The 25,952-nt window shown below is 71.9% G+C and carries 24 protein-coding genes; 16 read left to right on the top strand and 8 right to left on the bottom strand.

Annotation, left to right across the window (positions count from 1 at the left end; translation table 11 throughout):
* Positions 1–2 precede the first annotated feature (2 nt).
* Complete coding sequence (locus AC2D9U_RS04725) at positions 3–1,379, top strand: ABC1 kinase family protein (protein WP_484746920.1); 1,377 nt, start codon at positions 3–5, stop codon at positions 1,377–1,379.
* Here the strand turns inward: AC2D9U_RS04725 and AC2D9U_RS04720 are convergent.
* Positions 1,376–3,118, bottom strand: coding sequence for a ShlB/FhaC/HecB family hemolysin secretion/activation protein (locus AC2D9U_RS04720; protein ID WP_484746917.1), 1,743 nt, complete (start codon positions 3,116–3,118; stop codon positions 1,376–1,378). The genes AC2D9U_RS04725 and AC2D9U_RS04720 overlap by 4 nt on opposite strands.
* Before the next feature lie 155 nt (positions 3,119–3,273).
* Here AC2D9U_RS04720 and AC2D9U_RS04715 point away from each other — a divergent pair, with 155 nt between their 5' ends.
* From AC2D9U_RS04715 to AC2D9U_RS04695, 5 genes are read left to right on the top strand one after another with little or no spacing between them, the layout of a single operon-like run.
* Positions 3,274–4,803 carry an ABC transporter substrate-binding protein gene (locus AC2D9U_RS04715; RefSeq protein ID WP_484746916.1) on the top strand — a complete coding sequence of 510 codons (1,530 nt, stop codon included), beginning with the start codon at positions 3,274–3,276 and terminating at the stop codon, positions 4,801–4,803.
* Positions 4,803–5,753: an ABC transporter permease gene (locus AC2D9U_RS04710; protein ID WP_484746914.1), complete on the top strand. Its 951-nt coding sequence runs from the start codon at positions 4,803–4,805 to the stop codon at positions 5,751–5,753. The genes AC2D9U_RS04715 and AC2D9U_RS04710 overlap by 1 nt, the downstream gene beginning before the upstream one ends.
* Positions 5,750–7,564 carry a dipeptide/oligopeptide/nickel ABC transporter permease/ATP-binding protein gene (locus AC2D9U_RS04705; protein WP_484746912.1) on the top strand — a complete coding sequence of 605 codons (1,815 nt, stop codon included), beginning with the start codon at positions 5,750–5,752 and terminating at the stop codon, positions 7,562–7,564. The genes AC2D9U_RS04710 and AC2D9U_RS04705 overlap by 4 nt, the downstream gene beginning before the upstream one ends.
* The gene (locus AC2D9U_RS04700; RefSeq protein WP_484746910.1) at positions 7,561–8,526 is read left to right on the top strand and encodes an oligopeptide/dipeptide ABC transporter ATP-binding protein; all 966 of its coding nucleotides are present in this window, start codon (positions 7,561–7,563) and stop codon (positions 8,524–8,526) included. The genes AC2D9U_RS04705 and AC2D9U_RS04700 overlap by 4 nt, the downstream gene beginning before the upstream one ends.
* 16 nt (positions 8,527–8,542) lie before the next feature.
* Positions 8,543–9,355, top strand: coding sequence for a creatininase family protein (locus tag AC2D9U_RS04695; RefSeq protein WP_484746909.1), 813 nt, complete (start codon positions 8,543–8,545; stop codon positions 9,353–9,355).
* Positions 9,356–9,445: 90 nt separating this feature from the next.
* Here AC2D9U_RS04695 and AC2D9U_RS04690 read toward each other — a convergent pair whose 3' ends face one another.
* Complete coding sequence (locus tag AC2D9U_RS04690; protein ID WP_484746907.1) at positions 9,446–10,408, bottom strand: 2-hydroxyacid dehydrogenase; 963 nt, start codon at positions 10,406–10,408, stop codon at positions 9,446–9,448.
* Between the two features lie 14 nt (positions 10,409–10,422).
* Positions 10,423–12,117 carry a gamma-glutamyltransferase gene (gene ggt / locus AC2D9U_RS04685; protein ID WP_484746905.1) on the bottom strand — a complete coding sequence of 565 codons (1,695 nt, stop codon included), beginning with the start codon at positions 12,115–12,117 and terminating at the stop codon, positions 10,423–10,425.
* Positions 12,118–12,162: 45 nt separating this feature from the next.
* Here ggt and AC2D9U_RS04680 point away from each other — a divergent pair, with 45 nt between their 5' ends.
* Positions 12,163–12,900, top strand: a complete 738-nt coding sequence (locus AC2D9U_RS04680; protein WP_484746903.1) for a DUF7168 domain-containing protein — start codon at positions 12,163–12,165, stop codon at positions 12,898–12,900.
* The gene (locus tag AC2D9U_RS04675) at positions 12,897–13,331 is read left to right on the top strand and encodes a hypothetical protein (RefSeq protein WP_484746902.1); all 435 of its coding nucleotides are present in this window, start codon (positions 12,897–12,899) and stop codon (positions 13,329–13,331) included. The genes AC2D9U_RS04680 and AC2D9U_RS04675 overlap by 4 nt, the downstream gene beginning before the upstream one ends.
* Here AC2D9U_RS04675 and AC2D9U_RS04670 read toward each other — a convergent pair.
* A complete protein-coding gene (locus AC2D9U_RS04670) occupies positions 13,328–14,665 on the bottom strand; it encodes an MmgE/PrpD family protein (RefSeq protein WP_484747328.1) in 1,338 nt (445 codons plus the stop codon). The genes AC2D9U_RS04675 and AC2D9U_RS04670 overlap by 4 nt on opposite strands.
* 124 nt (positions 14,666–14,789) lie before the next feature.
* On the opposite strand from AC2D9U_RS04670, the gene AC2D9U_RS04665 reads away from it, so the two are divergent.
* On the top strand, positions 14,790–15,764 hold the full coding sequence (locus AC2D9U_RS04665) for a Bug family tripartite tricarboxylate transporter substrate binding protein (RefSeq protein ID WP_484746900.1): 975 nt from the start codon (positions 14,790–14,792) through the stop codon (positions 15,762–15,764).
* 10 nt (positions 15,765–15,774) lie between these two features.
* Here AC2D9U_RS04665 and AC2D9U_RS04660 read toward each other — a convergent pair whose 3' ends face one another.
* From AC2D9U_RS04660 to AC2D9U_RS04650, 3 genes are all read right to left on the bottom strand, one after another.
* Complete coding sequence (locus AC2D9U_RS04660; RefSeq protein ID WP_484746899.1) at positions 15,775–16,416, bottom strand: M35 family metallo-endopeptidase; 642 nt, start codon at positions 16,414–16,416, stop codon at positions 15,775–15,777.
* A gap of 76 nt (positions 16,417–16,492) precedes the next feature.
* On the bottom strand, positions 16,493–17,302 hold the full coding sequence (locus AC2D9U_RS04655) for an alpha/beta fold hydrolase (RefSeq protein WP_484746897.1): 810 nt from the start codon (positions 17,300–17,302) through the stop codon (positions 16,493–16,495).
* Complete coding sequence (locus AC2D9U_RS04650; RefSeq protein ID WP_484746895.1) at positions 17,299–18,237, bottom strand: hydroxymethylglutaryl-CoA lyase; 939 nt, start codon at positions 18,235–18,237, stop codon at positions 17,299–17,301. Before AC2D9U_RS04650 ends, AC2D9U_RS04655 begins: the two co-directional genes overlap by 4 nt.
* A gap of 80 nt (positions 18,238–18,317) precedes the next feature.
* On the opposite strand from AC2D9U_RS04650, the gene AC2D9U_RS04645 reads away from it, so the two are divergent.
* From AC2D9U_RS04645 to AC2D9U_RS04615, 7 genes are read left to right on the top strand one after another with little or no spacing between them, the layout of a single operon-like run.
* On the top strand, positions 18,318–18,803 hold the full coding sequence (locus tag AC2D9U_RS04645; protein WP_484746893.1) for a MarR family winged helix-turn-helix transcriptional regulator: 486 nt from the start codon (positions 18,318–18,320) through the stop codon (positions 18,801–18,803).
* A complete protein-coding gene (locus tag AC2D9U_RS04640; RefSeq protein WP_484746891.1) occupies positions 18,800–19,435 on the top strand; it encodes an enoyl-CoA hydratase/isomerase family protein in 636 nt (211 codons plus the stop codon). The genes AC2D9U_RS04645 and AC2D9U_RS04640 overlap by 4 nt, the downstream gene beginning before the upstream one ends.
* Entirely contained in the window at positions 19,432–20,628 is a 1,197-nt protein-coding gene (locus AC2D9U_RS04635; RefSeq protein ID WP_484746889.1) for a CaiB/BaiF CoA transferase family protein, read from the top strand. The genes AC2D9U_RS04640 and AC2D9U_RS04635 overlap by 4 nt, the downstream gene beginning before the upstream one ends.
* Positions 20,625–21,371: an enoyl-CoA hydratase/isomerase family protein gene (locus AC2D9U_RS04630; RefSeq protein ID WP_484746887.1), complete on the top strand. Its 747-nt coding sequence runs from the start codon at positions 20,625–20,627 to the stop codon at positions 21,369–21,371. Before AC2D9U_RS04635 ends, AC2D9U_RS04630 begins: the two co-directional genes overlap by 4 nt.
* Complete coding sequence (locus AC2D9U_RS04625; protein WP_484746886.1) at positions 21,371–22,978, top strand: AMP-binding protein; 1,608 nt, start codon at positions 21,371–21,373, stop codon at positions 22,976–22,978. Before AC2D9U_RS04630 ends, AC2D9U_RS04625 begins: the two co-directional genes overlap by 1 nt.
* Positions 22,975–24,102: an ATP-grasp domain-containing protein gene (locus AC2D9U_RS04620; RefSeq protein WP_484746885.1), complete on the top strand. Its 1,128-nt coding sequence runs from the start codon at positions 22,975–22,977 to the stop codon at positions 24,100–24,102. Before AC2D9U_RS04625 ends, AC2D9U_RS04620 begins: the two co-directional genes overlap by 4 nt.
* Positions 24,099–24,962, top strand: a complete 864-nt coding sequence (locus AC2D9U_RS04615) for a CoA-binding protein (RefSeq protein WP_484746883.1) — start codon at positions 24,099–24,101, stop codon at positions 24,960–24,962. Before AC2D9U_RS04620 ends, AC2D9U_RS04615 begins: the two co-directional genes overlap by 4 nt.
* Here AC2D9U_RS04615 and AC2D9U_RS04610 read toward each other — a convergent pair whose 3' ends face one another.
* Positions 24,963–25,937 carry a tripartite tricarboxylate transporter substrate binding protein gene (locus AC2D9U_RS04610; protein ID WP_484746881.1) on the bottom strand — a complete coding sequence of 325 codons (975 nt, stop codon included), beginning with the start codon at positions 25,935–25,937 and terminating at the stop codon, positions 24,963–24,965.
* Positions 25,938–25,952: the final 15 nt, after the last annotated feature.

The following is a 25,952-nucleotide window of genomic DNA, read 5'->3' as shown; positions in this document are numbered from 1 at the left end:
CCATGGCCGAGGACCGGAGCGAATCGACGCTGTTCGGCGAGGTGCGACGCATGGTGCGCACCTCCGGCGCCGTGGGCGGCATCGCCGCGCGCGTGGCGGGGGAGCGCTTCCTCGGCATCAAGACCGACAAATCCGCCCATGCCGAAGGGCTGAAGGCGGTGCTGGGCGGGCTCAAGGGCCCGCTGATGAAGGTGGCGCAGTTCCTCGCCACCGTGCCCGAGGCACTGCCCGAGGAATACGCGCAGGAACTCGCCACGCTGCAGTCCAACGCGCCACCCATGGGCTGGGCCTTCGTGCGCCGGCGCATGCAGGGCGAATTGGGCCCGGCCTGGCAGCAGCAATTCAAGACCTTCGGCCAGGAAGCCGCCGCCGCCGCCAGCCTCGGGCAGGTGCATCGCGCGACGCTGCTCGATGGGCGCGAGGTCGCGTGCAAGCTGCAATATCCGGACATGCCGAGCGTGGTGGAGGCGGATCTCCGCCAGCTCAAGATGGCGCTCAGTCTCTATCGCCGCATGGATTCCACCCTCGACAATGAGGAAGCCTATGCGGAGCTCGCCGCCCGGCTGCGCGAGGAGCTGGATTACACGCGCGAGGCTGCGCATATGCGGCTCTACGGCGCGATGCTCGCGCACACGCCGGGCGTGGCCGTGCCGACCGCCGTGCCGGAACTCACCACCAAGCGCCTGCTGACGATGAGCTGGCTCGAGGGCCGGCCGATCCTGCGCCGGCTCGAGGAGGATCCGCCGCAGGAAGAGCGCAACGAATACGCCAAGGCGCTGTTCCGTGCCTGGTACGTGCCCTTCTACCGCTACGGCGTGATCCATGGCGACCCGCATCTGGGCAACTACCAGGTCCGCCCGGATGCAGAGACCGGCTTCGGCGTGAACCTGCTCGATTTCGGCGTGATCCGCATCTTCCCGGCCAGCTTCGTGACCGGCGTGATCATGCTCTATGAGGCCGTGCGCGACGACAACCGCGAGAAGGCGGCGGAGGCCTATCGAATCTGGGGCTTCCGCAACCTCTCGAAGGACACGATGGAGGTGCTGAACCTCTGGGCGCGCTTCCTCTATGAGCCGCTGGTGGAGGATCGCGTGCGCTCCATCACGCCCTCCGACGATCCCAATTACGGGCGCAGCGTGGCGATGCAGGTGCATGAGGGGCTGAAGCGCACGGGCGGCGTGAAGATCCCCCGCGAATTCCCGCTGATGGACCGTGCGGCGATCGGCCTGGGCAGCGTGTTCTTCCGGCTCAAGGCGCAGGCGAACTGGCACCGGCTGTTCCATGAGCTGGTGCATGATTTCTCCGAACAGGCCATCGCCGAGCGCCAGGCCGCCGCCGTCGCGGCGGCCGGCGTGCCGCCGAGCGAAGCCGACCGCTAGAAGCGCACCAGCACGCGCCCGTAGAGCGCGTTCGCATCCAGCTCCCGCATGCCGGAACCATCCGGCGTGCGGGTCAGCCGACGCACGGCCTCCAGGTCGAGTTGCACGCGCTCATCGACTTGCAGCCGCACGCCACCCCCCCAGGAAGACAGCCGCCGCGTGCCCTCGCCGGGGCCGTTGTCGGTGGCCTCGCCCGCGTCGCGGAACAGGTAGAATTGCGTGCCCAGCAGCACGGGCGCGGCGCGGCCCGGCAGGTGCAGCGGGCGCTGCGAGGCCAGTTGCAACTCGCCCGTGAAGGCCAGCGCGCGATCGCCCGAGACCTGCCCGGCATAGAAGCCGCGCCCCAGCCGGTTGCCGCCGAGATAGAATTTCTCCGCCGGCGGCAGCACGTCATCGGACCATTGCGCCGCCGCCAGCGCATAGGCCGAGAGCAGCCAGCCCTCGATCGGCATCAGCAGCGGCTGGGATCGCGACACCTCGCCCACCACGCGGAAGAAGCCGAAATCGCTGCCCAGCCGCGCGGTGGCGGCGGCGTCGCCGCTGCTCGCCCCCAGCGCCTCGATGCCGCGATGCAGGCGCAGCAGCGCCGTGCTGGTTGCCGCCGCCGGGGCGGTGCCGAGCCAGCCATCCTGCATCGCCCCATCCAGGCCGAGCCGCAACGCGCGAACCGCATCGCGGCTGACGCGCAGGCGCGATTCGCCCGCGCCGGGCCGCGCCTCCACCACGCTCTCGAAGGCGTCGAATTGCGCGGTGGCGGAAAGGTTCAACGGGCGGCTGCGGATCAGCGGATAGGCGAGCGCCGCACCCGCCACGCGCGTCTCCCCCGCATAGCCGATGCTCGCCAGCGGCGCGCCGGGTGCGGCGCGGCCCGCCCCCGCATAGCCGCGCAGGCGCAGCCCCGAGCCGCCGAGGAAGACCTCCTCGCTGACTTGCAGGAAGGATTGGCCATGCGACTCCGACTGCACCAGCGCGACTTCGCTGCGCTCGCCGAAGCGCGTGAAGGCGTTGAGCTGGCCCACCAGCAGCCCCTGCCAGGCGCCGGTCAGCGCATAGCCGCGATTGTCGAGATTGAGGAAACCCGAGACCGGCGCGCGCGACAGCTCAACCTCCAGCAGCAGCGCGCCCGGTTCGCCCGGCTGCGGGCGCAGGGTGCCGCGGGCGCTCACGCCCGGTACGTCGCCCGCCAGCAGCAGCGCGCGTTCCAGCGCCGCATGCGGCAAGGGGCGCTGGTCGAGCAGGGGCGCGAGGAAGCGCTCCACCTGCCGTGCTGCCGGGCCGATCTCGGCGCCCGTCAGGCGTAGCGCGGCGATGAACCCCTCGGTGACGGTGAAGCGCAGCACCAGGCCCTCGCCCTCACCGGCAGCGAGGCTCGCGGTGACGGCGACATAGGGGTAGCCCGCCGCGCGATAGGCGCCGAGCAGGGCAAGGCGCGCGGCCTCGATCTCCGCCAGGCTGCTCGGCCGGCCCTCCAGCGGCGATACCAGCGGGCGAAGCGTGGCCTCGGGCAGCGTCGTGGCGCCTGTGATCCGGGCGCGGTCGATCGGCACGCGCTGCGCCGCGCCGGGGCCGGTGCGCGCCTGCGGGCTTGGCGGCAGCAGCGCGGGACCCAGGGCAGGGGGCTCGGGCGGCGTCAGGCGCTCGATCAGGCCGGGCAGGGGCGGCGGTGTCTGGGCGCGCAGCGGCAGGGCGGCGAGCGCCAGGAACGCGGCGATCAGGCAGCGCGGCAGGGCGCGGGACATCAACGGCAAGATCGGCTCAACCCCGGGTTGTGCACAATGGTGGTCGTCACGGCAGCGAGTCAATGGCGCGGCCCCGGATGGTTTTCGGGCTTTTGCGATTGACTCGCCGCGCGTGAAGCCGCGCAATCCGCTCCCCGCCTGCATCGGAGATCGTGATGCCGCACCCGACCCGCCGCCTGCTGCTCGGCGCCTCCGCCGGCCTCTCCGCCGCCTTCCTCGCGCGCGATGGCGCGGCGCAGCCGCGGCCGGGCGTGCTGCGCTTCGGCCTCTCCGTCTGGCCGCCCAATCTGCAGCCCTGGCCCTCCACCGGTGCCGCGGCGGGCATGATCAAGATGCTCACCCATCGCCGCCTGGTCAGCTTCGACGAGAAGGGCGAGTTGCGGCCCGAACTGGCGCGCGAATGGTCACGCGACGAGGCCGGCGCCTGGGTGTTCAGGCTGCGGCCCGATGTGGTCTTCCACAATGGCGACCGCTTCACCGCCGAGGATGTGCGCTGGACCATCGAGCAGGTCGCGGGTGAGCGCTCCACCGCCTATTACCGCGCGCAGATGCAGCAGATCGAGCGCATCGAGACGCCCGATCCGCTGACGGTGCGCCTCGTGATGAAGGAACCGCTGGCGACCGTGCCGCTGTGGTTCGCCAACTACAACATGCCCATCGTCTGCCGCGCGACGCGTGACATGAACGCCGCCATCGGCTGCGGCCCCTATCGCGTGGCGGCGCAGGAGCGGGGCAGCTGGATCGAGCTGCAGGCCTCGCCCAACTATTTCCTGCCCGGCCTGCCGCGCAGCCGCACCATCCGCATGACCGTGGTGGCGGATGAGAATCTGCGTCTTGCCGCGCTGCAGGCGGGCGATGCGGACATGATCGAATTCGTGCCCTGGACCGGCATGGCGGCGGTGGAGGCCGACCCGCGCTTCAGGCTGCTGAGCGCGGTCGGACCCTTCATGGACATCCTGTTCAACGGCACGCGCCCGCCCTTCGACAACCCCCTCGTGCGCCGCGCCGTGGCCCATGCCGTGCGGCGCGAGGACATCGTGCGCGTCGCCTTCTCCGGCCGCGGCAAGGTGCTGGAGGGCATGCCCATCGTCGAGGGCACGCCCTGGTGGGATGCCGAATTGTCGCGCGGCCATGCCTATGATCCCGCGCGGTCGCGCGCTTTGCTGGCGGAGGCCGGGCATGGCAATGGCTTCGCCACCACGCTGCTCGCCACCTCGGCCTTCAACATGCACAAGGACACGGCCGAGATCGTGCAGCAGCACCTGGCCGCGGTGGGCATCCGCGCCGAGCTGCGGCTGGTCGATTGGTCCACGCGCGTCAGCCAGGGCTCGCGCGGGCAGTACGACATCGCGGTGCACGGCGTCTCGGCCGATTTCAACGATCCCGACGGGCTCACCGTGGTGCTCGACACCTCGCTCTCCGCCACGCATGGTCGCAGCTTCGGGCTGCGCACGCCGCGCACCGTCGCCGCGCTCTCGCGCGGCCGCGCCGAGTTCGACACGGCGAAGCGCATCGAGATCTACAAGGAGATGCAGCGCGCGGCGCTGGAGGAAGTGCCCATCGTCGGCCTCGCCTGGCGCGAGCAGGGCTATGGGCTGGACCGACGCATCGGCGGCTTCTCGGTGCTGCCGGGCGCGCTGAGCCTGTCTTCGGGAGCGATGCTGGAGACCACGGCGCTCGGTTGATGCTCTGGCTGCTCCGGCGCCTCGCCACCTCCGCGCTGCTGATGTGGGTGGTGGCGACGGTGGTGTTCCTCGCGCTGCACATGGTGCCCGGCGACCCGGCGGAGATCCTGCTCTCCACCGGCGGCGCCGCACCGGATGCCTTCGCGGTGGCGGAACTGCGCGAGAAGCTCGGGCTGAACCTGCCGATCCTGGAGCAGTACCGCGCCTTCCTCGAACGCCTCGCGCGCTTCGATCTCGGCACCTCGCTGGTCGATGAGTATCCGGTGGCGGATGAGATCCTGCTGCGCCTGCCGCGCACGCTGGAGCTGATCGCGGCCGGCACGCTGCTTGGCGTGGCGGTGGCGCTGCCGGCGGGCACCTATGCGGCGGTGCATGCGGGTGGTGCCTTCGACCGCGCCAGCTCGGCCGTCGCGGCGGTGGTTCAGGCGGTGCCGGTCTTCGTGCTGGGCACGCTGCTGATCCTGCTGCTGGCGCAATGGCTGCGCTGGATGCCGGCGGGCGGCTACGTGCCCCTCGCGCAGGATCCGGCGCGGCATTTCCTGCTGTTGCTGCTGCCGGCCATCGCCGTGGCAAAGGGGCTCGCGGCGACGGTGTTCCGCATGACCCGCGCCTCGGTGCTCGACCAGCTCACGCGCGACCATGTGCGCACGGCGCGCGCCAAGGGGCTGAAGCGATCGCGCGTGCTGACACGCCATGTGGTGCGCAATGCCCTGATCCCCGTGACCACGGTGCTCGGCCTGCAGATGGGCACGCTGCTGGGGGGCACGGTGCTGGTGGAATACGTCTTCAACTGGCCGGGCCTCTCCACGCCGCTGCTGCGCGCGGTGGAGGGGCGGGACTACCCGATGGTGGTGGGCATCGTGCTGACGGTCTCGGGGTTGTTCCTGCTGTTGAACCTGCTCATGGACCTGCTCTACGCCGCCCTCGATCCCCGGATCGCACGGTCTTGAGGAAGCTGATTTTTCCTGGCGCGATGGTCGCGCTGATCGTCGCCATCGCCATGGCGGCGCCGCTGCTGCCGCTGATCGATCCGGTGCAGCAGGATGTGGCGAACCGGCTGGTCGCCTACCTGCCCGGCAGCCCCCTCGGGCGCGACGAATTCGGGCGCGACGTGCTCTCGCGCATCATCTGGGGCGCGCAGGCCTCGCTCTCCGTCGCCTTCGCGGCCTCGATCATCGCCTGCGTCATCGGCACCACGCTCGGCCTGCTCGCGGGCTGGCTGCGCGGGGTGGCGGAGTTCCTGACCATCCGCGGTGCGGATGTGATCCTGTGCTTCCCGCCGGTGCTCCTCGCGCTGCTTGTCGTCACGCTGCTGGGGCCGGGCACGCTGACGCTGATCCTGGTGCTGTCGTTGCTGTATCTGCCGGGCTTCATCCGCGTGACCTTCGCCGAGGTGCTCTCCGCCCGCAGCCAGGACTATGTCGAGGCGGTGCGCGCCCTGGGCGCGCCGACGCCGCGCATCCTGTTGCGCACCATCCTGCCCAACATCGCCGGGCCGGTGCTGGTGCAACTCTCGCTCGCCGTCGCCGCGGCGGTGGTGCTGGAGAGCGGGTTGAGCTTCCTCGGCCTCGGCGTGGTGCCGCCCACCCCCTCCTGGGGCCTGATGATCCGCGGCGCGCGCGCGACCATGGATGTGGCGCCGACCTTGCTGCTCTACCCCTGCCTGGTGCTGACGCTGACCATCCTGGCGATGAACCTGCTCTGCGATGCGCTGCGCGATGCGGTGGACAAGCGCGGGGGCGCGCGCCCGATGCGCCTGGTCGATCGCCTGCTGCCGGGCCTTTTCCCGCCGCCTGCCGGTGCGGTGCCGCTGCTCGACGTGCAGGGGCTGAGTGTCGAGATCGCGACGCCCGCGGGCATTATCCGCCCCGTGGAGGATGTCGGCTTCACGCTGCGCGCCGGCGGCACGCTCGCCATCGTGGGGGAGAGCGGCAGCGGCAAGTCGCTGGCCGCGACGGCGATCATGGGCTTGCTGCCGCCCTCGGCGCGCGTCGGCGCCGGCGTGGCGCGCTTCGAGGGAACCGAGATCCTGCGCCTGCCCGAGGAGGCGCGCCGAAAGCTGCGCGGCGGGCCGATGGCCATGGTCTTCCAGGACCCGATGAGCAGCCTCAATCCCGTGCATCGGATCGGCGCGCAGGTGGCGGAGGCGATCCGCGCGCATCGCGCCTTGCCGGCCGCGGCGGCGATGCGCGAGGCCGTCTCCCTGCTCAGGCGCGTCGGCATCGCCGACCCCGAGGCCCGCGCCCGCGCCTATCCGCATGAGCTTTCCGGCGGCATGCGCCAGCGCGTGATGATCGCCATGGCCATCGCGAACAAGCCGCGCCTGCTGATCGCCGATGAGCCCACCACCGCGCTCGACGTGACGGTGCAAGCGGCGATCCTGGAACTGCTCGCGGAGTTGCGCCGGCAGGAAGGCATGGGGCTGATCCTCATCACGCATTCCCTTGGCGTGGTCGCGGAAGTCGCCGACGAGGTGGTGGTCATGTATGCCGCGCAGGTGGTGGAACGCGGCCCCGTCGCGCAGGTCTTCGCGCGCCCGCTGCACCCCTATACGCGGGCCCTGCTGGCGGCCGTGCCGGATGGCGATACGGAGCCCGAGGGCATTCCCGGCGTGGTGCCGCGCCCGGATTCCTGGCCGCCCGGCTGCCGCTTCGCCCCGCGTTGCGACTTCGCCACCGCAGCCTGCGCCACGCCGCCACCGCTGGAAGAGCAGGCGGGCCACGCCGTGCGCTGCGCCCGCTGGCGGGAACTCCTGGCATGAGCCTTGTCGTTGCCGAGAAGCTCGAGAAAACCTTCGCCGCGCGCGCGCTGTTCGGTGGCGCTTCGGTGCGCGCGGTGGCGGGCGTGGATGCCACCGTTGCGCGTGGCGAGGCGCTGGGCGTGGTGGGGGAGAGCGGCAGCGGCAAGAGCACGCTGGGGCGCCTCCTGCTCGGCCTGCTGCCGGCGAGCGCCGGGCGGGTGACCTTCGACGGCGCGCCGATGCCCAAGCCCGGCAGTGCTGCTTTCCGCCGGCTGCGCGCGCGCATGGGCATCGTCTTCCAGGATCCTTTCGGCAGCCTCGATGCCCGGCGCAGCGTGGGCGCGCAGGTGGGCGATGGGCTCGCCATCCATACGCGCCTGTCGGGCATGGAGCGCGAGGCGCGCATCGCCGCCACCTTCGCGCGGGTGGGTCTCGATCCCGCGCGCATGGGCGCCTATCCGCATGAGTTCAGCGGCGGGCAACGCCAGCGCATCGGCATCGCGCGCGCACTGGCGACCGAGCCCGATTTCCTCGTGGCGGATGAGCCGGTGAGCGCGCTCGACGTCTCGATCCAGGCGCAGGTGGTGCGGCTGCTGGCGGATCTGCGGCGCGACCTCGGCCTCGCGCTGCTGTTCATCAGCCATGACCTGCTGGTGGTGCGGCACCTGTGTGACCGCGTGCTGGTGATGTATCTCGGCCGCGTCATGGAGGAAGGCCGCGTCGAGGAGGTCTTCGCGCGGCCCGCGCATCCCTATACCCGCGCGCTGCTCTCGGCCACGCCGATGCTCGATCCGGCGCGGCGGCGCACCCGCATCATCCTGCCGGGCGAGCCGCCCAGCCCCTCCAGGCCGCCCTCGGGCTGCGTGTTCCGCACGCGCTGCGCCCATGCCGTCGCGGCTTGCGCGGCGGAAGTGCCCGCGCTCTCCTCGCTGGACAATCCCACCCATCGCGTCGCCTGCATCCGCGCCGCGGAGCTCTCGTGAAGAAGGAAACGCCTCGATGACTGAAGTCGCCGCAACGAAAGTCCGCATGGGGGAGATCACCGGCGATGAGGCGCGCAGCCTCTACCCGAAGAACCCGGTGATCCTGCTGCCGATGGGCAGCCATGAGGACCAGGGGCCGCACGCGCCGATGGGCGACTATTTCCTCGCCGAGAAGATGGCCGAGCTGATCGCGCTGCGCGCCACGGCCGAGGGCACGCGCACCGTCGTCGCCCCCGTGCTGCCCTTCGGCAAGGGCGACTTCTTCGGCCCGATGATCGGCGGTATCGCACTCTCCGCCGCCACCTTCCGCGCCGTGCTGGATGAATTGTTCGCCGAGCTGCTCCGGCACAAGCTGACGAAGCTGGTGGTCATCAACGGCCATGGCGGCAATGTGAACGTGATCAACGAGGCCACGCGCGCGGTGATGCACAGCACGGGCCTGACGATCCCGGCGCTCTATCTCTGGCGCATCGCCTATGCGGAGATGCCGAAGCTGCTGGGCGCGGAGAAGGCGAAGGCGGTCTCCAGCCACGGCGCGGATCCGCTGACCAGCCTGTGCATGCATCTCTTCCCTGAGCGCATCCGCCACGACCTGATCCCCGAGCCGCGCAGCGGCAAGCCGATGGGCCTTGGCCTGCCTTTCCAGGGCTGGGGCTCGCTCAGCTTCAACGGCGCGGAAGTGACCGTGCCGACGGAGTATGACGCGGTCAGCCCGAACGGGTTGGGCACCGGCGATCCGCGCCTGTGCAGCGCGGAGAGCGGCAAGCTGATCGCCGATCGCCTGACGGAGATCGGCGCGGGCTTCTGCCACCACTACGCGAAGCTTTAAGCGCGCCTGCGATTCACGCCTTCGGGTGCTCTCACGCCTTCGGGTGCTCGCGCTCCGCGCTGCGCCCTGCGGCGACCGCAGGCGATGCGCTCACACCACCCGGTCCGACTCCGGGATCGCCTCGCCCTTCTCGACGCGCAGCATGTTGCCCAGCCAGTGCTGCACGCTGCGCCGCGAATTCTCATAGGCCGTGCTCGCGCAGTGGGGCGTCACGATCACATTGTCCATGTGCAGCAGCGGATGATCGGCGGGCGGGGGTTCCTGGTCGAAGACATCCACCGCCGCCCCGCGCAGCGTGCCGTCGCGAAGTGCGGCGATCAGGTCCGCCTCCACCACGATGCCGCCGCGTGCGACGTTGATCAGCAGCGCGCCCTTCTTCATCTTCGCGAAGGCCGCGGCGTCGATCATGTTCTTCGTCTCGGGCGTCAGCGGGCAGTTCAGCGAGAGCACATCGACCTCCGCCAACAACTGGTCGAGCGGGCGATAGGCGACGCCGAGAGCCTGTTCCTGCGCCTCGGGCAGCTTCGTGCGGCTGTAGTAGAGGACGCGGCAATCGAAGCCGGCCAGGCGCTTCGCCACCCCCTTGCCGATCGCACCCAGGCCGATGATGCCCACGGTCTTGCCCGACACCATCAGCGAGTGCTTCCACACCTCGTTCTTCGCCCAGCCGCCGGCGGCGGTGCTGTTGTGCGCCTGAATGAGCCGGCGCGAGAGCGCGATGATCAGCCCGATGGTGAAATCCGCGACCGGGGCCGCATTGCTGCCCGTGGTGCGCGCCACCTTGATGCCATGGGCGCGGCAATAGTCGAGGTCGATGTTGTCGATCCCCACGCCCCATTTGTGCACCAGCTTCAGCCGCGGCCCGGCGGCCAGCACCTCCGCCGGCACTGGCACGTCCCACCACAGCGCGTAGTCGGCATCCGCGACCTCGGCCTTGAGGTCCTCCACGCTGCGTCCCTTCACGGCGCGCGCGGTGAATCCCTCGGGCAGGAGGGAGGCGATGATCGCCTCCATCTCGCCGGCGATGGGCTGCAGCAGGGCGATCTTGGGCATGCGAACTCCTTGAACTAGATCGTTGGGGCGTCGGGCGAGAAGCGCACACCGGCGCGCGCCAGCCCGCCGCCGAGCGCGACGACGGACCCATCCGCGCGCCAGCAGGCCGCACCCGTCATGCTGCCATCCTCCTCGAAGGCGATGGCGTTCATGCCGCCCCCGATGGTGCGCACGCGTGCCACGCGGTGGCCGCGCGCGATGAGCGCCTGCGCGACCTCCTCGGGCACCGCGGGCTCAAGCTCCAGCGCCGCGCCCTGCGTCCAGATGCGCGGCGCCTCGAGTGCCTGCTGCAGGCTCATGCCGTGGTCGATCAAATTGATCACCGCCTGCATGGCCGAGCCGAAGATGCGCAACCCGCCCGGCAATCCGAGTGCGACGATCGGCCGGCCCGCGCGCGTCACGATGGTGGGCGACATGGAGGTGAACACCCGCTTGCCCGGCGCGATGGACAAGGCACGGCCCGGCCGCGGGTCGAAATTGTGCATGTAGTTGTTGCAGATCAGCCCCGTCCCCGGGATCGCCACGCGCGCGCCGAACAGCGCGTTGATGGTCTGCGTGGTGGCGACGATGTTGCCTGCTGCATCAGCAACGGTGACATGGGTGGTGCAATGGCCCTCGCCGAGCGTGGGGTCCGCCGCCCAATCCTGCGCGCGGTCCATCCGCAGCCCCGCGCGTCGCGCCGCCGCGGTCTCCTTGCTGATCAGTTTTTCCACCGGCACGCGCACGAAATCCGGGTCCGCCGTCGCCACCGCGCGATCCGCGAAGGCGAGCTTCAGCGCCTCCGCGATCAAATGGATGCCCTCCGCCGTGCCGAAGCCCAGCGCGGCGAGGTCGTAGCCCTCCAGCACATTGAGCATCTGCGCCACATGCACGCCGGAGGAGGCCGGCGGCGGCGGGGCGAGCACCGCCACGTCGCGATACTGTCCGATGATCGGCGCGCGGCGCTTCGGGCTGCTGGCGATGAGGTCGGCCAGGGTGATGATACCGCCGGATTTCGCCTGCGCCTCCGCGAAGATCGCGCCCAGCGCGCCGCCATGCAGCGCGCCCGCGCCCTGCCGCGCCACTTCGCGCAGCGTCGCGCCATAGGCCGCCTGCACCAGCTTCTCGCCGGCGCGCAGCCGGCTGCCGCCGGGCAGGAATCGCGCGGCGAGGTCGGCATCGCGCGCGAGGTCGCCGGCCGCATCCGCGATGGCGTCCGACAGATAGGGCGTGACCGCGAAGCCGCGCTCGGCCAGGCGGATCGCGGGCTCGATCACATCGGCGAGCGGCCAGGTGCCATGCGCCGTCAGGGTCTCGCACCAGGCCCTGAGCGCGGCCGGCACGGCGACCGCCCGCGCGCCGAGCGCATTGGCGCGGCCCAGCGTCTCGCGATCCTCGGGCGGCTTGCTCGCATCGGGCGTGTACATGTCGGGCGTGGCGGCGGAAGGCGCGGTGGAGAGGCCATCGATGATGTGGTGCGTGCCCTCGGCGAGCCGCAGATGGCACACGCCCCCGCCCGTGAGGCCGACCATCATCGGCTCCACCACCGTCAGCGCGAAGAGCGTGGCGATGGCCGCATCCACCGCATTGCCGCCGGCGAGCAGCACCTCCGCCCCCGCCGCGCTGGCGAGGGGGTGGTTGGAGGCGACCACGCCGCGGGCGCCGCGCGCGGGTTGCTTCTCGAGGATCAGGGGAAAGCCGTTGCGGCCGATGGTCTCTGGGCGTGCCATCCGCGCACTCTGCCGCGCGCCGCGGCCGGATGGTAGCCTCCGGGCATGACCGATTCCGGCGAATTGCAGAAGGTGAAGGCCCGCATCCGCGCGCTCACGGCGCGCACGGTGGAGCGCGGCTGCTCCGAGGCCGAGGCGATGGCGGCGGCCGAGAAGGTGGGCGAACTGCTCGCCGTCTATGGCCTGACGATGAGCGAGGTCGAGCTGCGCGAGGAGGTATGCACGCAGCGCAGCCTGCACTTCAACGACCCGCGCCGTGGTGCGATCAACTGGCTCTTCCCTGCGCTGCTGCGCTTCACCGGCTGTCGTGGCTGGACGGTGGGGCGGGCGGAATTCGTGCTCTTCGGGCTCGACCCGGATGTGCAGATGGCGGAGTGGCTGCTGCAGGTGCTGGCCGGGGCGCTGACGCGCGAGGAGGCCGCCTTCCGCGCGAGCCCCGCCTATGTGCCGGGCCGGGCCTCGCCCCAGGCGGTGCTGCGCAGCTTCCGCCTCGGCTTCGCGGATCGCGTCGCGCAGCGCCTCGATGCCATGGCCGAGGCGCAGGAGCGCGCCGCCGAGGCCACGCGCGCGGCGCAGCCCACGGGCACGGCGCTGGTGCTGCTGAAGGCGCAGAAGCTGGATGAGGGGTTCAAGGCGCTCGGCATCCGGCTGCGCAGCGTGACGCGCCGCACCGTGGTGCGCGACCGCAGCGCCTATGGGCGCGGGCGCGAGGCCGGCGGGCGCGTGGGCCTCGACCGGCCCGTCGGTGCGGGCGTGACGACGGCGCTGCCGCGCGGCAAGTGAGCCGACACGACGCCGCGGCGAGGCTTCTCTACGCCTGGGAGGATCGCGTGGTCGCGCCCTGCGACAAGGCGCGCGTGCCCTTTGCGCGGCTGCAGGCGCTGGTCGATCACGTCTGGGCCGCGGAGGGGCTGCGCTGGCCGCCGCAGGTGAGACCCCTGCCGGGCCAGGCACGACGCACCGTCGCGCGCGCGACGCGCACGGTGATCGAGGCGCCGAAAAGCCTGCCGAGCTGGGTGCTCCTGCATGAACTCGCCCACGCCATGACCAGCGATGTCGAGGGCCGCAGCGCCGGGCATGGGCCGGATTTCGTGGGGGTCTATGTGCAGCTTCTGGTGCGCCATGCGCGGCTGGAGGAGGCCCTGCTGGCGCGCTCGCTGGATGAGGCCGGCATCGCCTGGAACCCGGCGGCGCGGCCTTTTGTGGGGCGCTAGATCAGGGGCAGCGCGCCAGGCAGGGCGTCGCCGTGGCGCAGCGTGGCATGCAGGGCGCGCGCCGCGGCGTCGCCAATGACGGGGCCTGCCAGTTCGAAGAATTTCTCATCCAGCTCGGCGTCGCTCAGCGGCAATTCCGGGTCGCCCTTGCGCGTCGGCTGGAAATGGTCGAGCCGCCTTCCGTCCCGCAGCGTGATGACCACGCGCGCGGCACGCTGCACCGGATAGCCCGCCGCCAGTTCGGGGTCGAGCGCCACGCTGACCTTCGCCATGGTCGCGCGGATCGCGGGGTCTTCGAGATTCGCCGGCTCGAAGGCGGCCAGCCGCACGCCGCCCAGATGCAGCAGCGCGGCGACGCAATACTGCGCGCTGAAGCGGGCCTCCGCGGCGCTGCGCGCCGTCGGCCGGTCGCAGATGTCCTTGGTCGGGCCATAGCCGCCGATGGCGATCTGCGCGACGTCGTCGGCCAGGAAGCCATGCGCCTGGCGCAGGTGCCGCACGGCGTCGAGTGCGGCGAAGATGTGGCCGCAGCAGCCATGGTTCTTGAAGGTCATCGCGGCGATCGCGAAGCTCTCGTCCAAACCCGCGAGGGCGCGGTCCCAATCGCCGCGGCCGGTGGAGGTCGCGGCGGCGAAGCCCACCGGCCCGTCCAGCACATCGAGCGCGCCCGTCACCCCCGCGCCCGCCATGATCGCGGCCAGCGCGCCGGCCTCGGCCGCATGGCCGCTGTGGATCGGCTTGCTCATGCCATCGCCGCGAAAGGCCTGCTGCAGCCCCGCCGCCATCGTCGCGGCACTCGCCAGCGCATGCGCCGTCTGCGTCGCATCCAGCCCGCGCAGCACCGCCACGGCGGCGGCGGCACCGAAGGTGCCGACCGTGCCGGTGATGTGCCAGTAGCGGTAATGGCTGGGCTGCACGGCCAGTCCGATGCGGCAGGAGACCTCATAGCCCGCGATGATCGCGCGCAGCAGCGCGGCCATGTCGGCGCCCTGATCCTGCGCGGCGGCCAGGGCTGCGGCGATGGTGGGCGCGCCGGGGTGGTAGCCGGCATCGCGGTAGATGTCGTCGAACTCCGCCGCATGGGCGGCCACGCCGTTGAGCAGCGCGGCGTGGCGCAGCGCACCGGCCTGCCCATCGACATAGGCGATGGCGCGCCCGCTGCCGCGCGCCTCGGCCAGGGCCGGGGCCATCAGCGTGGCCGGCGCCATGCGGCAGCCCGGCAGCAGGGCGGCGAACCAATCGATCAGCGCACGCCGCGCATGGCCTTCCAGCGCCGGCGGAAGGGCGCGGTCCCGCCAGGAGGCCGCGTGTTCGGCCAGGCGGCGCAGAGGCATGGACAAGGGCGTTCTCCTGGGCAGCAGCGCCGCGAGGCTAGTCGCGCCGCCGCCGCGCGCCCAGGCCCTGCCGTCCGGCGTGGCGCTTGCTAGGGTGTGCGGGTCATCGATTCGGAGGCTCGCCGTGCTGCATCGTCGTCCCCTGCTTGCCGGCCTTGCCGCGAGCCTCGCCCTGCCTGCCACGGTGCGCGCGCAGGGCTGGTCGCCCGACCGGCCCGTGCGGCTGCTGATCGGCTTCCCGCCCGGCGGTGCCTCGGATGCCGCGGTGCGCATCATCCAGCCCAGGCTTTCGGCACTGCTCGGCCAGAGCGTGGTGATCGACAACCGCGCCGGCGCCGGCGGCAACCTTGCGGTGGAGGCGGTGGCACGCAGCGCGCCGGACGGCACCACGATGGTCTCCGCCAATATCGGCACGCTCGCGGTGAACCCGGCGCTGGTGCGGCAGATGCCCTTCCATCCGATCAATGACCTCGCGCCGCTCTCGCTGCTCTTCAACGCGACGAATGTGCTGGTGGTGCCGGCCTCGAAGCCTTTCCGCAGCGTGGCGGACATCCTCGCCGCCGCCCGCGCGCGGCCCGACACCATCACCTATGGCACGGGCGGCGTCGGCTCGCCCGGGCATCTTTCGGGCATCCTGCTCGACAGCATCGCGGGCGTGCGCACCGTGGCCGTGCCCTATCGCGGCGGCGGGCCGCAGATGCTGGGGCTGGTGGCGGGCGAGCACGACTTCTCCTTCTCGCCGATGGGCACGGTCACCTCGCACATCGCCGCGGGCACGATCCGCGCGCTCGGCGTCACCACGCGGACGCGCGCGCCCGAACTGCCCGAAGTGCCGACGATGGTCGAGGCCGGTCTGCCGGGCTTCGAGGTGCTGAACTGGGACGGCATCCTGGTGCCGCGCGCGACCCCGGCGGCGATCCGCACGCGGCTCGGCGATGCGATCCGCCAGGTGCTGGGCGAGCCCGAGATCCAGGCCGAATTCGCCCGCCGCGGCCTGACGCCGCGCCCGACGAGCGAGGCGGATTTCGCCGCGCAACTCGCCGCCGACAGCGCCAATTGGCAGCGCCTGATCCGCGCCGCCGGGATCGAGCCGAGCTGAGCGGCCCCGCTCAGCGCGGCAGGAACTCGACGAAGTACTCGAAATTGTCGGCGTTGCGGATGGCGCGCTCGGGATCCTTCGCCGCGAGCTGCCGCGCCGCCTGCTGGCCATAGGCCACGTCATTGGTCTGGGCGACGAGGTGGCTGACCTCATGCACCAGGATGCCCGGGCGCGAATCCCCGCCCTCATTCGCTGCCGCGAAGAAGGGCGGGCAGAGCATGATGGAGCCCTGCCGCAGATTGGCGATGGCGAAGGTGGTGCGATTGCCACAGGACTCGACCGTGCCGCAGTGCCAGGCCGGGTGCCGCCCCGGCTCCAGCATGTAGCGCGTCAGCCGCAGCCGGGCCTCGACCTTCTCCACCGAGCCGGTGCCGAACCAGGTGCGCGTGTGCGGATGCGTCGGATTGGCCGCGAGGAAGGCGATGGCCTCGTCGGTCTGGCGCTGCGCCAGGGTGAAGGCCTCGCGCACCACCGCCACGCGCTTGGCGTCGCAGCCATCCGGGATGGCGAGCGGCGCCTGGGCCTGGACCTGCCTGACCTGGGGTCCCTGGGCCGAGGCGGTGCAGCCGGCCAGGACGAAGCCCACCAGCAGCAAGGGCGCCAGCAGCCGCCAGCCTCGGGAAGCGGCGTCGGCCGCCGGGGTGTTGCGCATCATCTCGCCCGTAGGGCCCGCTCCGCCCGCCGATCCGCACTCTGGGATCGCCCGCCGGCGTCGTGCCCTGTTCACATCATGGCGAGGTCTTGTGGCCTTCGTAAGGCCCCTCGCCATGCCGCCGCAGGAAGTCCAGCAGCGCGGCGTTGAAGGCCTCGGGCTGCTCCCAATGCGCCGAATGCCCGGCCTCGGCGATCACCACCTGCTCGGACCGCCGCAGATGCCGCGCGAAAAGCCGCTGCACCGGGGGCGGGGCCCAGAGATCGGCATCGCCCGTCAGCAGCAGGCAGGGCAGGTCGAGCCCTTCCAGCGCCGCCCAGGTGATGGCGTTCGCCACGGGCTGGCGCAGCTGCGGGCCGGGGATGGCGGCGTGTTCCAGCGCCAGCCAGCGCGCCACGCCTGCGGGGTCGGAAGCGCGATAGGCCGGGCCGAGTTCGCGGAAATCCGCCGGCATCGCCATGAATCCGGGCGGGCGCAGGCGCTGGCTGAGCGCGAGGTAGTCGGGCTCGACCACGCCCAGGATGGTGCAGGCCAGCGTCAGGCTGATCAGCCTGTCGGGATGCGAGAGCGCGAAATCCATCGCCACGATCGCCCCCGCCGCCGTGCCGACGGCATGGAAGCGCGCGAGGGCGAGATGCTCCGCCAGCGCCAGCAGATCGCCGCTGCCCGTGCCGGGGCGTTCCATCGCACCAAGCGCGGAACCGCGATGCCCCCGGCGCGAATAGGCGATGACGCGATGGCCCGCCGCCTGCAGCGGCGCGATCTGATGCTCCCACACATCCTTGCTGCCGGTGCCGGCATGCAGCAGCACCACCGCCTCGCCCGCGCCTTGCGTGTCGATATAGGCGAGCGCCGCCTCGGGCAGGGGGGCGATGCCCTCGATCACGCGGCGCCCCCGACGCGCAGCGCCTTGGAATGCAGCGTGCGGCCGAGCAGCGCCTCCGCCGCCAGCCCGGCCGCGCGCAGTTTCCCGAGGTCGAGGCCCGTCTCCACCCCCATCGCCTCGAACAGGGTCACCAGATCCTCGGTGCAGACATTGCCGGTGAAGCCCTCGCCATAGGCGATGCCGGCCGGGTGGCCGCCCGTGCCGCCCAGCGCGGTGTCGAAATGCGTGACACCTTCCTCCAGCGCGGCGACGCAATTGGCGATGCCGGTGCCGCGGCTGTCGTGGAAATGCGCGATCAACGTCACCTGCGGCAGGGCCGCGCGCAGCAGCCGCACCAGCGCGCGCACGCGCGGCGGCGTGGCGCTGCCGATCGTGTCGCCGAGGGCGATGCGCGTGATGCCGAGTGCGACGAAGCGCTGCGCATCTTCCAGCACGGTCTCGGGCGGGGTGGGCCCGTCGAAGGGGCAGTCGAAGGCGACCGAGATGGTGCCCACGCCGGTGAAGGCATCGCCGGCGAGGCGCGCCATCTCCGCCACATTCTCCCATTGCTCGGCGCGCGTGCGACGAAGGTTCTTGCGCGTATGGCCCTCGGCCGCGGAGACCAGGAAGCTGATCTCCTCCGGCCCGCGGCCCTGCGCGCGGGCAGCGAGCGCGCGCGTCACCGCCTGCGGGTTCGGGCAGGTGGCCTTGAACAGCACGCCCGGGCGCGGCGGCACGGCCGCCAGCACCGCATCGGCATCGGCGAATTGCGGCACATGCTTCGGATGGGAGAAGGAGGTGATCTCGATGCGCCGGAAGCCGACATCGGCGATGCGGTTGATCATCGCGGCCTTGGCCTCGGGCGCGATCACCGTCGCTTCATGCTGCAGCCCGTCGCGGGCGAAACACTCGCAGAGGATGACCGCCGGCGGCTGGCTCGGCATGATGGCGCGCACCTTCCCAGGATTTGGTTGATCGGGTAAACTATTTCCGTCGGCCCGGTCAATCCGGATCCGGGCGGCGGAGCGGGCTGAGCATGGCGGAAGAGCCGGCGGCGGGGGCCGCGCGCACCATCAAGGACCTGCTCTCCTACCGCATCCATCGCCTTGCCAATGCGCTCTCGCGCGGCGCGGCGCTGCGCTACCGGCAGGAATTCGATGTCAGCCTGATGGAGTGGCGCATCCTCGCGCTGCTGGGCGGCTTCGCACCGATGACGCTGAAGGCGCTGGCGCAGCAGAGCGGCCTGGACAAGAGCCTCGCGAGCCGCGCGGTCGCCGGGCTGGTGGCGCGCCGCCTCGTACTGCGCGCGCCCGGCCGCGCCGATGGGCGGGAGGTGGCGCTGCGCCTCACCGCCGCCGGGCAGCGGCTGCACCAGGGGTTGATGCGCGCGGCCCTCGAACGCGATGCCGCCTTCAACGCCTGCCTCACGCCGCAGGAGGAGGCGGTGCTGACACGCGCCATCCGCAAGCTGGAAGCCGAGGCACGGCGCCAGGTCGCCCTGCTGGCAGGCGAGGACGCATGATCACCCTGGAGGACCGCGACGACGGGCTGCGGATCATCCGCCTCGATCGGGGCGCGAAGCGCAACGCGCTGAATGGCGCGATGACCCAGGGGCTGCTCGATGCGCTGAGCGCCGCGGGGCAGGCGGCGGCCGTGCGCGCCATCGTGCTCGCGGCCCATGGCCCGGCCTTCTGTGCCGGCGCCGACCTCGCGGAGATGCAGGCGCTGGCGGGCGAGGCACGGGCGGCGCGCTCGGCGCTCACGGTCGCACTGATGGACGCGCCGGCGCTGGTGCCCAAGCCCGTGATCGCCGCGGTGCAGGGGGTGGCGATGGGCGCGGGGGCGTCGCTCGCCCTGGCCTGCGACGGCGTGGTCATGGCCGAGGATGCCAGCCTCGGCTGGCCGGAGGCCAAGCATGCGATGCTGCCGCGTCTGGTCGCCCCCGTGCTGCTGCGCCATCTCGGCCCCAAGCCGGCCTTCGACCTGCTCGCCACCGGACGCAGCGTGAGCGCGGCGGAGGCGCTGGCGCTGCATCTCGCCACGCGGATCGTGCCCGCGGCGACCTTGCTCGACAGCGCCTGCGACCTGGCGCTGGCCGCGGCACTCCTGCCGCGCGAGGCGATGGCGCAGCTTAAGCGCCTGGTGCATCGATGAAGCCGCTCGCGGGCCTCACCATCCTCGACCTGTCGCGCGTGCTCGCCTGCCCCTTCGCGAGCATGATCCTCGCGGAACTGGGGGCCGAGGTGATCAAGGTCGAGCAGCCCGGCAGCGGCGATGAGACCCGCGGCTTCGAGCCCTTCGCGCAAGGGCCAGGGGGTAGCGTGAGCGGCTACTACATGGCCTGCAACCGCGCCAAGCGCAGCATCACGGTGAACCTGCGCCATGCGGAAGGCCGCGCGATCATCCGCGGCCTCGCCGCGCAGGCCGATGTGCTGGTGGAGAATTTCCCCGTCGGCACGCTCAAGCGCCGGGGCCTGGATTTCGCGTCGCTGCGCGATGTGAATGCGCGGCTGATCTACCTCTCCTGCACCGGCTTCGGCCAGACGGGGCCCTATGCGCAGCGCAAGGGCTACGACACGGTCTTCCAGGCGATGGGCGGCCTGATGAGCCTCACCGGCGAGCGCGGCGGCGGGCCCGTGAAGCCGGGGCTGCCGGTGGCGGACCTCACCTCGGGCCTCTGGGTGGCGATCGCGATCCTCGCGGCGCTGCGCGGGCGCGAGGCGACGGGGCAGGGCGGGCATGTCGATTTCTCGATGCTGGACGGCCAGGTCTCGCTGCTGACCATCGCGGCGGCGCGGTTCTTCGCGCTGGGCGAGGTGCCGCCGCGCCTAGGCACCGAACATCCGGGCCGCGTGCCGACGGCGAGCTTCCGCTGCAAGGATGGGCGCTTCCTCCACATCACCTGCAGCGACCAGCATTGGCGCCCGCTCTGCAGCGCGCTCGCGCTCGAGGGGCTCGCCGCCGATGAGGGGCTCGCGACCAATGCCGGGCGATTGGCGCGGCGGGCCGAGGTGATGGCGGCGCTGACCACCGCGCTCGCGTCCCTGACGCGCGCTGAGGCGGTGGCGGCGCTGGATGCGGCGGATGTACCGAACGGGCCGGTGCTGGCGCTCGATGAGGTGATGGCGGACCCGCAGGTGCAGGCGCGCGGCATGGTGGGTGGCTTCGCGCATCCGCTGCTCGGCGAATTTCCCGCGCTGCCCCTGCCGTTCAAATTCGAGGGCTGGGACCAGCCGGCGGTCGCGCGCCCGCCGCTGCTGGGTGAGCACACGGCGGAGATCCTGGCCGAACGGCTCGGCTATGATGCGGCGCGCATCGAGGCATTGAAGGAAGCAGGCGCGATATGAGCGAGGAACAGGCCGCGATCTACACGCTGGACGCGGAGGGTGTTGCGACGCTCACACTCAATCGCCCCGCTGCGCGCAACGCGCTGAACGTCGCGCTGTGCGAGGCGCTGCTCGCCGCGACGCGCCAGGCGGTGGCGGATGCGGCGAAGCTCGTGGTGATCCGCGCCGCGGGTCCGGTTTTCTGCGCGGGCGCGGACCTCAAGGAACGCAAGGGCATGAGCGACGATGCGGTGCGCGCGCGCCGCGTGAAGGCCTTCGCCGCCTATGACTCGATCGAGCGCCTGCCCATGCCCGCCCTCGCGGTGGTGGAGGGCCCGGCCATCGGCTCGGGCTGCGAGATCGCCGCCGCCTGCGACTTCATCCTCGCCACGCCGGCGGCGAGCTTCCGCACGCCCGAGGCGCTGTGGGGCACGGTGGGGGCGACGCAGCGCCTGCCCCGCATCCTCGGCAAGCGGCTGGCCAAGGACATGATGTTCACCGGCCGCACGCTCACCGCGGCGGAAGCGCGCGAGGCCGGGCTGGTGACGCGCATCCTGGCCCCCGAGGCGCTGGAGGCGACACTCGCCGAGATCACCGCGACCATCGTCAAGGCGCCGCCGAGCGCATTGGCACTCGCCAAACGCTGCATCGACGAAGGGCTCGAGCGCGACCCGCGCGGCGCGCTGGCCACCGAACTCATGGCGATCGAGGAAAGCCTCGCCGCGGCCGAGTGGCGGCGCTCCATGGCGGGGTTCGGCGGGTGATGGACCTCGCGCGCATCTGCCCGATCACCACCGAGGACGCGCTGGCGCGCGCGGTCGCCATCGCGCCTGAGGTCGAGGCCATCGTCGCGCCCGAAGGCCGCATCACCTTCGCCGGGTTGGCGCAGGAGGTTGCGCGGCTGCGCGCGGCGCTGGCGGCGGCGGGGGTGCGGCGTGGCGACCATGTCGGCCTGTGCATGGGCAATGGCCCGCGCTGGGTCGCGATCTTCCTCGCCATCGGCTCGCTCGGCGCGGTGACGGTGCCGGTGAATACGCGCTTCACGGGCCAGGAGATGGCCTATGCGCTGCGCCAGTCGCGCCTGCGCCTGCTGATCCTGGCGGCCCAGGTGCTGAAGATCGATTTCCTCGCCATGCTGCGCGAGATCTGCCCGGGCGTGGACCACGCGCTCCCCGACCCGGCGCTGCCCGACCTTGCCAAGGTCATCGTCGTCGGCGGCGTCGCCCCCGCGGGCGCCATGGGCTGGGAGGCGTTTCTTACAGCGGGAACAACGGACGTCGCGCCCTGCTGCACGCCGGACGACATCCTGCTGATGCAATACACCTCCGGCACCACCGCCTTCCCCAAGGGCGTGCTGCTGACGCATCGGAGCATGTGCGCGAACGGCTTCTTCTCCGGCGGGCGGATGGGTTTGCGCGTCGCGGATCGCTTCCACTCGGCGCGGCCCTTCTTCCATGTCGCGGGCACCACGCTCTCCATCCTCGCCTGCCTGCAGCATGTGGCGACGCTGGTGACGATGGATCGCTTCGAGGCCGGCGAGGCGCTGCGCCTGATGGAGACCGAGCGCTGCACGCATTTCTCCGGCAATGACACCATGGCGCTGATGCTGCTCAACCACCCGGATCGGCCCGCGCGCAAGCTGGTGCTGCGCGGCGCCTGGGCGGCGGCCTCGGCGAGCATCGTGCGGCGCATCATCGACGAACTCGGCGCGCGGGAATGCGTGGTGGGCTATGGGTTGTCCGAAGCCTCGCCCAACGTGTCGCAATCCTGCTGGTGGGAGGATGAGGCGGTGCGCGCCGCCGCCCGCATGCGGCCGCAGCCGGGCATCGAAGTGCGCATCCGCGATCTCGAGTCCGGCGAAGACTGCCCGGCCGGTGTGGCGGGTGAGATCATGGTGCGCGGCTGGTCGATCATGCAGGGCTATTTCGACAAGCCCGCGGAGACCGCGGCGGCGCTGGATGCGCAGGGCTGGCTCGCCACCGGCGATCTCGGTCGGCTCGATGCGGAAGGCTGGCTGGAATTCTGCGGCCGCGCGAAGGAGATCATCCGCGTCGGCGGCGAGAACGTGGCGCCGGCCGAGATCGAGGACATCCTGCATCGCCACCCCGCCATCAAGCAGGCGGTCGTCGTCGGCGTGCCCGATCCGCGGCTGATGGAGGTGCCCTGCGCCTTCGTGGTGCTGAATGAGGGCGCGACGGCGGATGAGGCCGCGCTGCTCGCCTGGGCGAAGGCGCACATGGCCGGCTTCAAGCTGCCGCGCCACCTGCGCCTGGTGCAGGGCTTCGAGGATATCGGCATGACCGCGAGTTCCAAGATCCAGAAGAAGCAATTGGCGGCGCATGCCGTGAAGCTGCTGGGCCTCGCGCCATGAGGCTCACCGAGGCGGATGGCAAGGCGCTGCTGGCGCGCCATGGCATCGCGATGCCACGCGGTGTCGTGCTGGCGGCCGATGCGCCCGCGCCCGACTTCACAGGCTGGCCCGGACTCGTCGTGAAGGCGCAGGTGCTGGAGGGCGGGCGCGGCAAGCGCGGGCTGGTGCGCCTCGCGACACCCGGGACGTTGGAAGAGGCGCGCCAGGCCATCGCCGCCATCGCCGGGCCCGTGGCCGTGCTGGTCGAGGAACAGGTGGCGATCGAGCGCGAGCTCTACCTCGCCCTGCATGTGGATGGCACGCGCCAGACGCAGGAAGTGCTGTTCTGCGCCGAGGGTGGCGTGGAGATCGAGACCAGCCCGGCGCTGCGCCGAATCCCGATCGACGCCGACTCACCCGACACGGCCGAGACCGTCCATGCCGCGCTCCGCGACGACCTGCCGCCGCAACTCGCCGCCCGCGTCGCGCGGCTTGCGCAGCGGCTGGCGCGCCTTGCGCGGGCGGAGGATCTCGCGCTGCTCGAGATCAATCCGCTGGCCGTCACGCGCGGCGGTCTGCTGGCCTGTGACGCCAAGATCCTGCGCGACGATGTCGCGGGCTATCGCCATGACACGCCGGCGATGAGCGCGCTGCTGGAAGATGCCACGCTGACGCCGCTGGAACGGCGCGCGCGGCAGGGCGGCTTCGCGCTGGTGGAGATGCCGGGCGACATCGCGCTGGTCTCGGCCGGGGCGGGGCTCGGGATGTTCCTGATGGACCTGCTCGCCGATGCGGGGCTGCGCGCCGCCTGCTTCATGGACAATCTGCATGGCGGCCCGGCCGACACCACCGAGGCGCGGCTCACGGCGGCCTTCGAACTCGCGGCCCGGCCGGAGGTGAAGGGCATCCTGTTCTACACCACGCTGGCCTCGCGCCCGCTCAGCGATCGCATCGACGGGCTGCTGGCCTTCCTCGCGAAGCAGCCCGCACCCAAGCCGCTCTTCGTCGGCTTCGCCGCCGCACCCTCGGCCACGCGCGGCTTCGATGTGGCGGCGGCGATGGTGCGGCTGCGCGCGGCCGGCATCGCGGCGCTGGAGGAGGATCCGCGCGCCCTGGTCCGCGCCGCGGCGGAGGCACTGGCATGAGCCTGCCCTTCCTGCGGGAGTTCCCGCGCCGCGTCGTGATCTTCAACGCCTCGGGCGCCTATGCCGCACGCCAGATCGCGGGCATGCGCGAGGCCGGCACGCAGCTGCTCGGCGGCATCGCGCTCGGGCGCGGTGGCAGCGTGCAGGAAGGGCTGCCGCTCTTCGATCGCCTGGCCGACCTGCCCGCGCCACCCGATGCGGCCGTGCTCTACACGCCGCCCGAAGGCACGGCGGATGCCATCCGCCAATGTGCCGCCGCGCGCATCCCGACCATCGTCGCGGCTGCGGAATATGTGGCCCTGCATGATTCGCTCGCGGCCGCGAAGGCCGCGCGCGCCGCCGGCAGCTGGCTGGTGGGGCCGAACACGCTCGGGCTCTGCGTGCCGGGGCAGGGGCTGCTGGGCTCCGTGGCGCCGGCCTTCTGCGCGCCGGGTCCGGTGGCGCTGATCGGGCGCAGCGGCACGCTGACGCTGGCCGCGGCCAGGCTGATGACGCGCGCGGGGCTGGGCCAGCGCCTCGCCATCCATATCGGCGGCGATGCCGTGATCGGGCGCAACCCGCATGAATATCTCGCGGCCCTCGCGCAGGATGAGGCGACGCGCGCGGTGCTCTATTGCGGCGAGATCGGCGGCGACAAGGAATACGCGATGGCCGAGGCCTTGGCCGCCTTCCCGAAGCCTGTCGTGGCGACGCTGGTCGGCCGCCACGCGCCGGCGGATCGGCAGATGGGCCATGCCGGCGCATTGATCGGCAGCGCGCGCGAGAGTGCGGCCGCGAAGCTCGCGGCGCTGGGCGCGGCGGGCGCGCATACCGCCGCCACCCCTTATGAGGCGATCGAGATCCTTCGGCGCCTGCTGTAGCTATTCGAGCTGGATGCCCGCCTGCGCCACCAGTGCCTTCCATTGCGGCACCTCCCGCGCCACGCGCGCGGCGAGCGGGGCCGGGCCGTCGAGCAGCAGCGCAGCACCCGAGGCCGCCATCTGCTCGGCCAGGCGATTGCCGCTGCGGTGCGGCGCGAGGTCAGCGGCCAGGCGCTGCACCACCTCGGGCGGCGTGCCGCGCGGCGCGAACATGCCGTACCAGATCGACATGTCGTAGCCCGGCACGAGTTCCGCGATGGCGGGCACATCGGGCAGCACGGGGCTGCGCGTGGCGGAGGTGACGGCGATGGCGCGCAGGCGACCCTCCCGCACATGGCGCAGCGTCTCGATCAGCCCGGTGACGAGCAGATCCGTGTCGCCGGCATAGAGCGCGTTCACCGCCTGGCCGGCGCCGCGATAGGGCACGTGCAGGATGTCGATGCCCGCGCGCACCTTCAGCAACTCGCCTGCCAGATGGGTGGTGGAGCCGGCACCGGAGGAGGCGAAGGAGAATTTGCCGGGTTGCGCCCGCGATTGACGCAGCAGTTCGGAAAAATCGCGCACCGGCCAATCCGTGCGCGCGACCAGGGCCATCGGCGCATCCGAGATCAGGCTGACGGGGATGAGGTCCGCGATCGGGTCGAAGCCCGGGTTGCGCATCAGCGCCGGCAGGATGACGACGGAGGAGGTGGTGAAGAGCATCGTATGCCCGTCATTCGCCGCCAGCACCGCCTGGATGCCGAGCGACCCGCCCGCGCCCGGTCGCGTCTCGACCAGCACGGGCTGGCCCAGGGATTGCGAGAGCCGGTCGGCGAGGAAGCGGCCGGGCACCTCCACGGGGCCGCCGGCGGCGAAGGGGATGATGAAGCGCACCGGGCGGCTCGGCCAGGCCTGGGCGCGCGCTGCGCGCGGGGCCAGCGCCAGCGCGCCGCCGAGGCCGAGCAGATGCCGCCGCGCGGGGGTCCAGGACGCCATGCTTCATCTCCCTTG

The sequence above is a fragment of the Roseomonas sp. TF40 genome (assembly GCF_057219975.1).
Note: the sequence above shows the minus strand (reverse complement) of the source record. Positions and strands in the feature narration are given on the sequence as shown.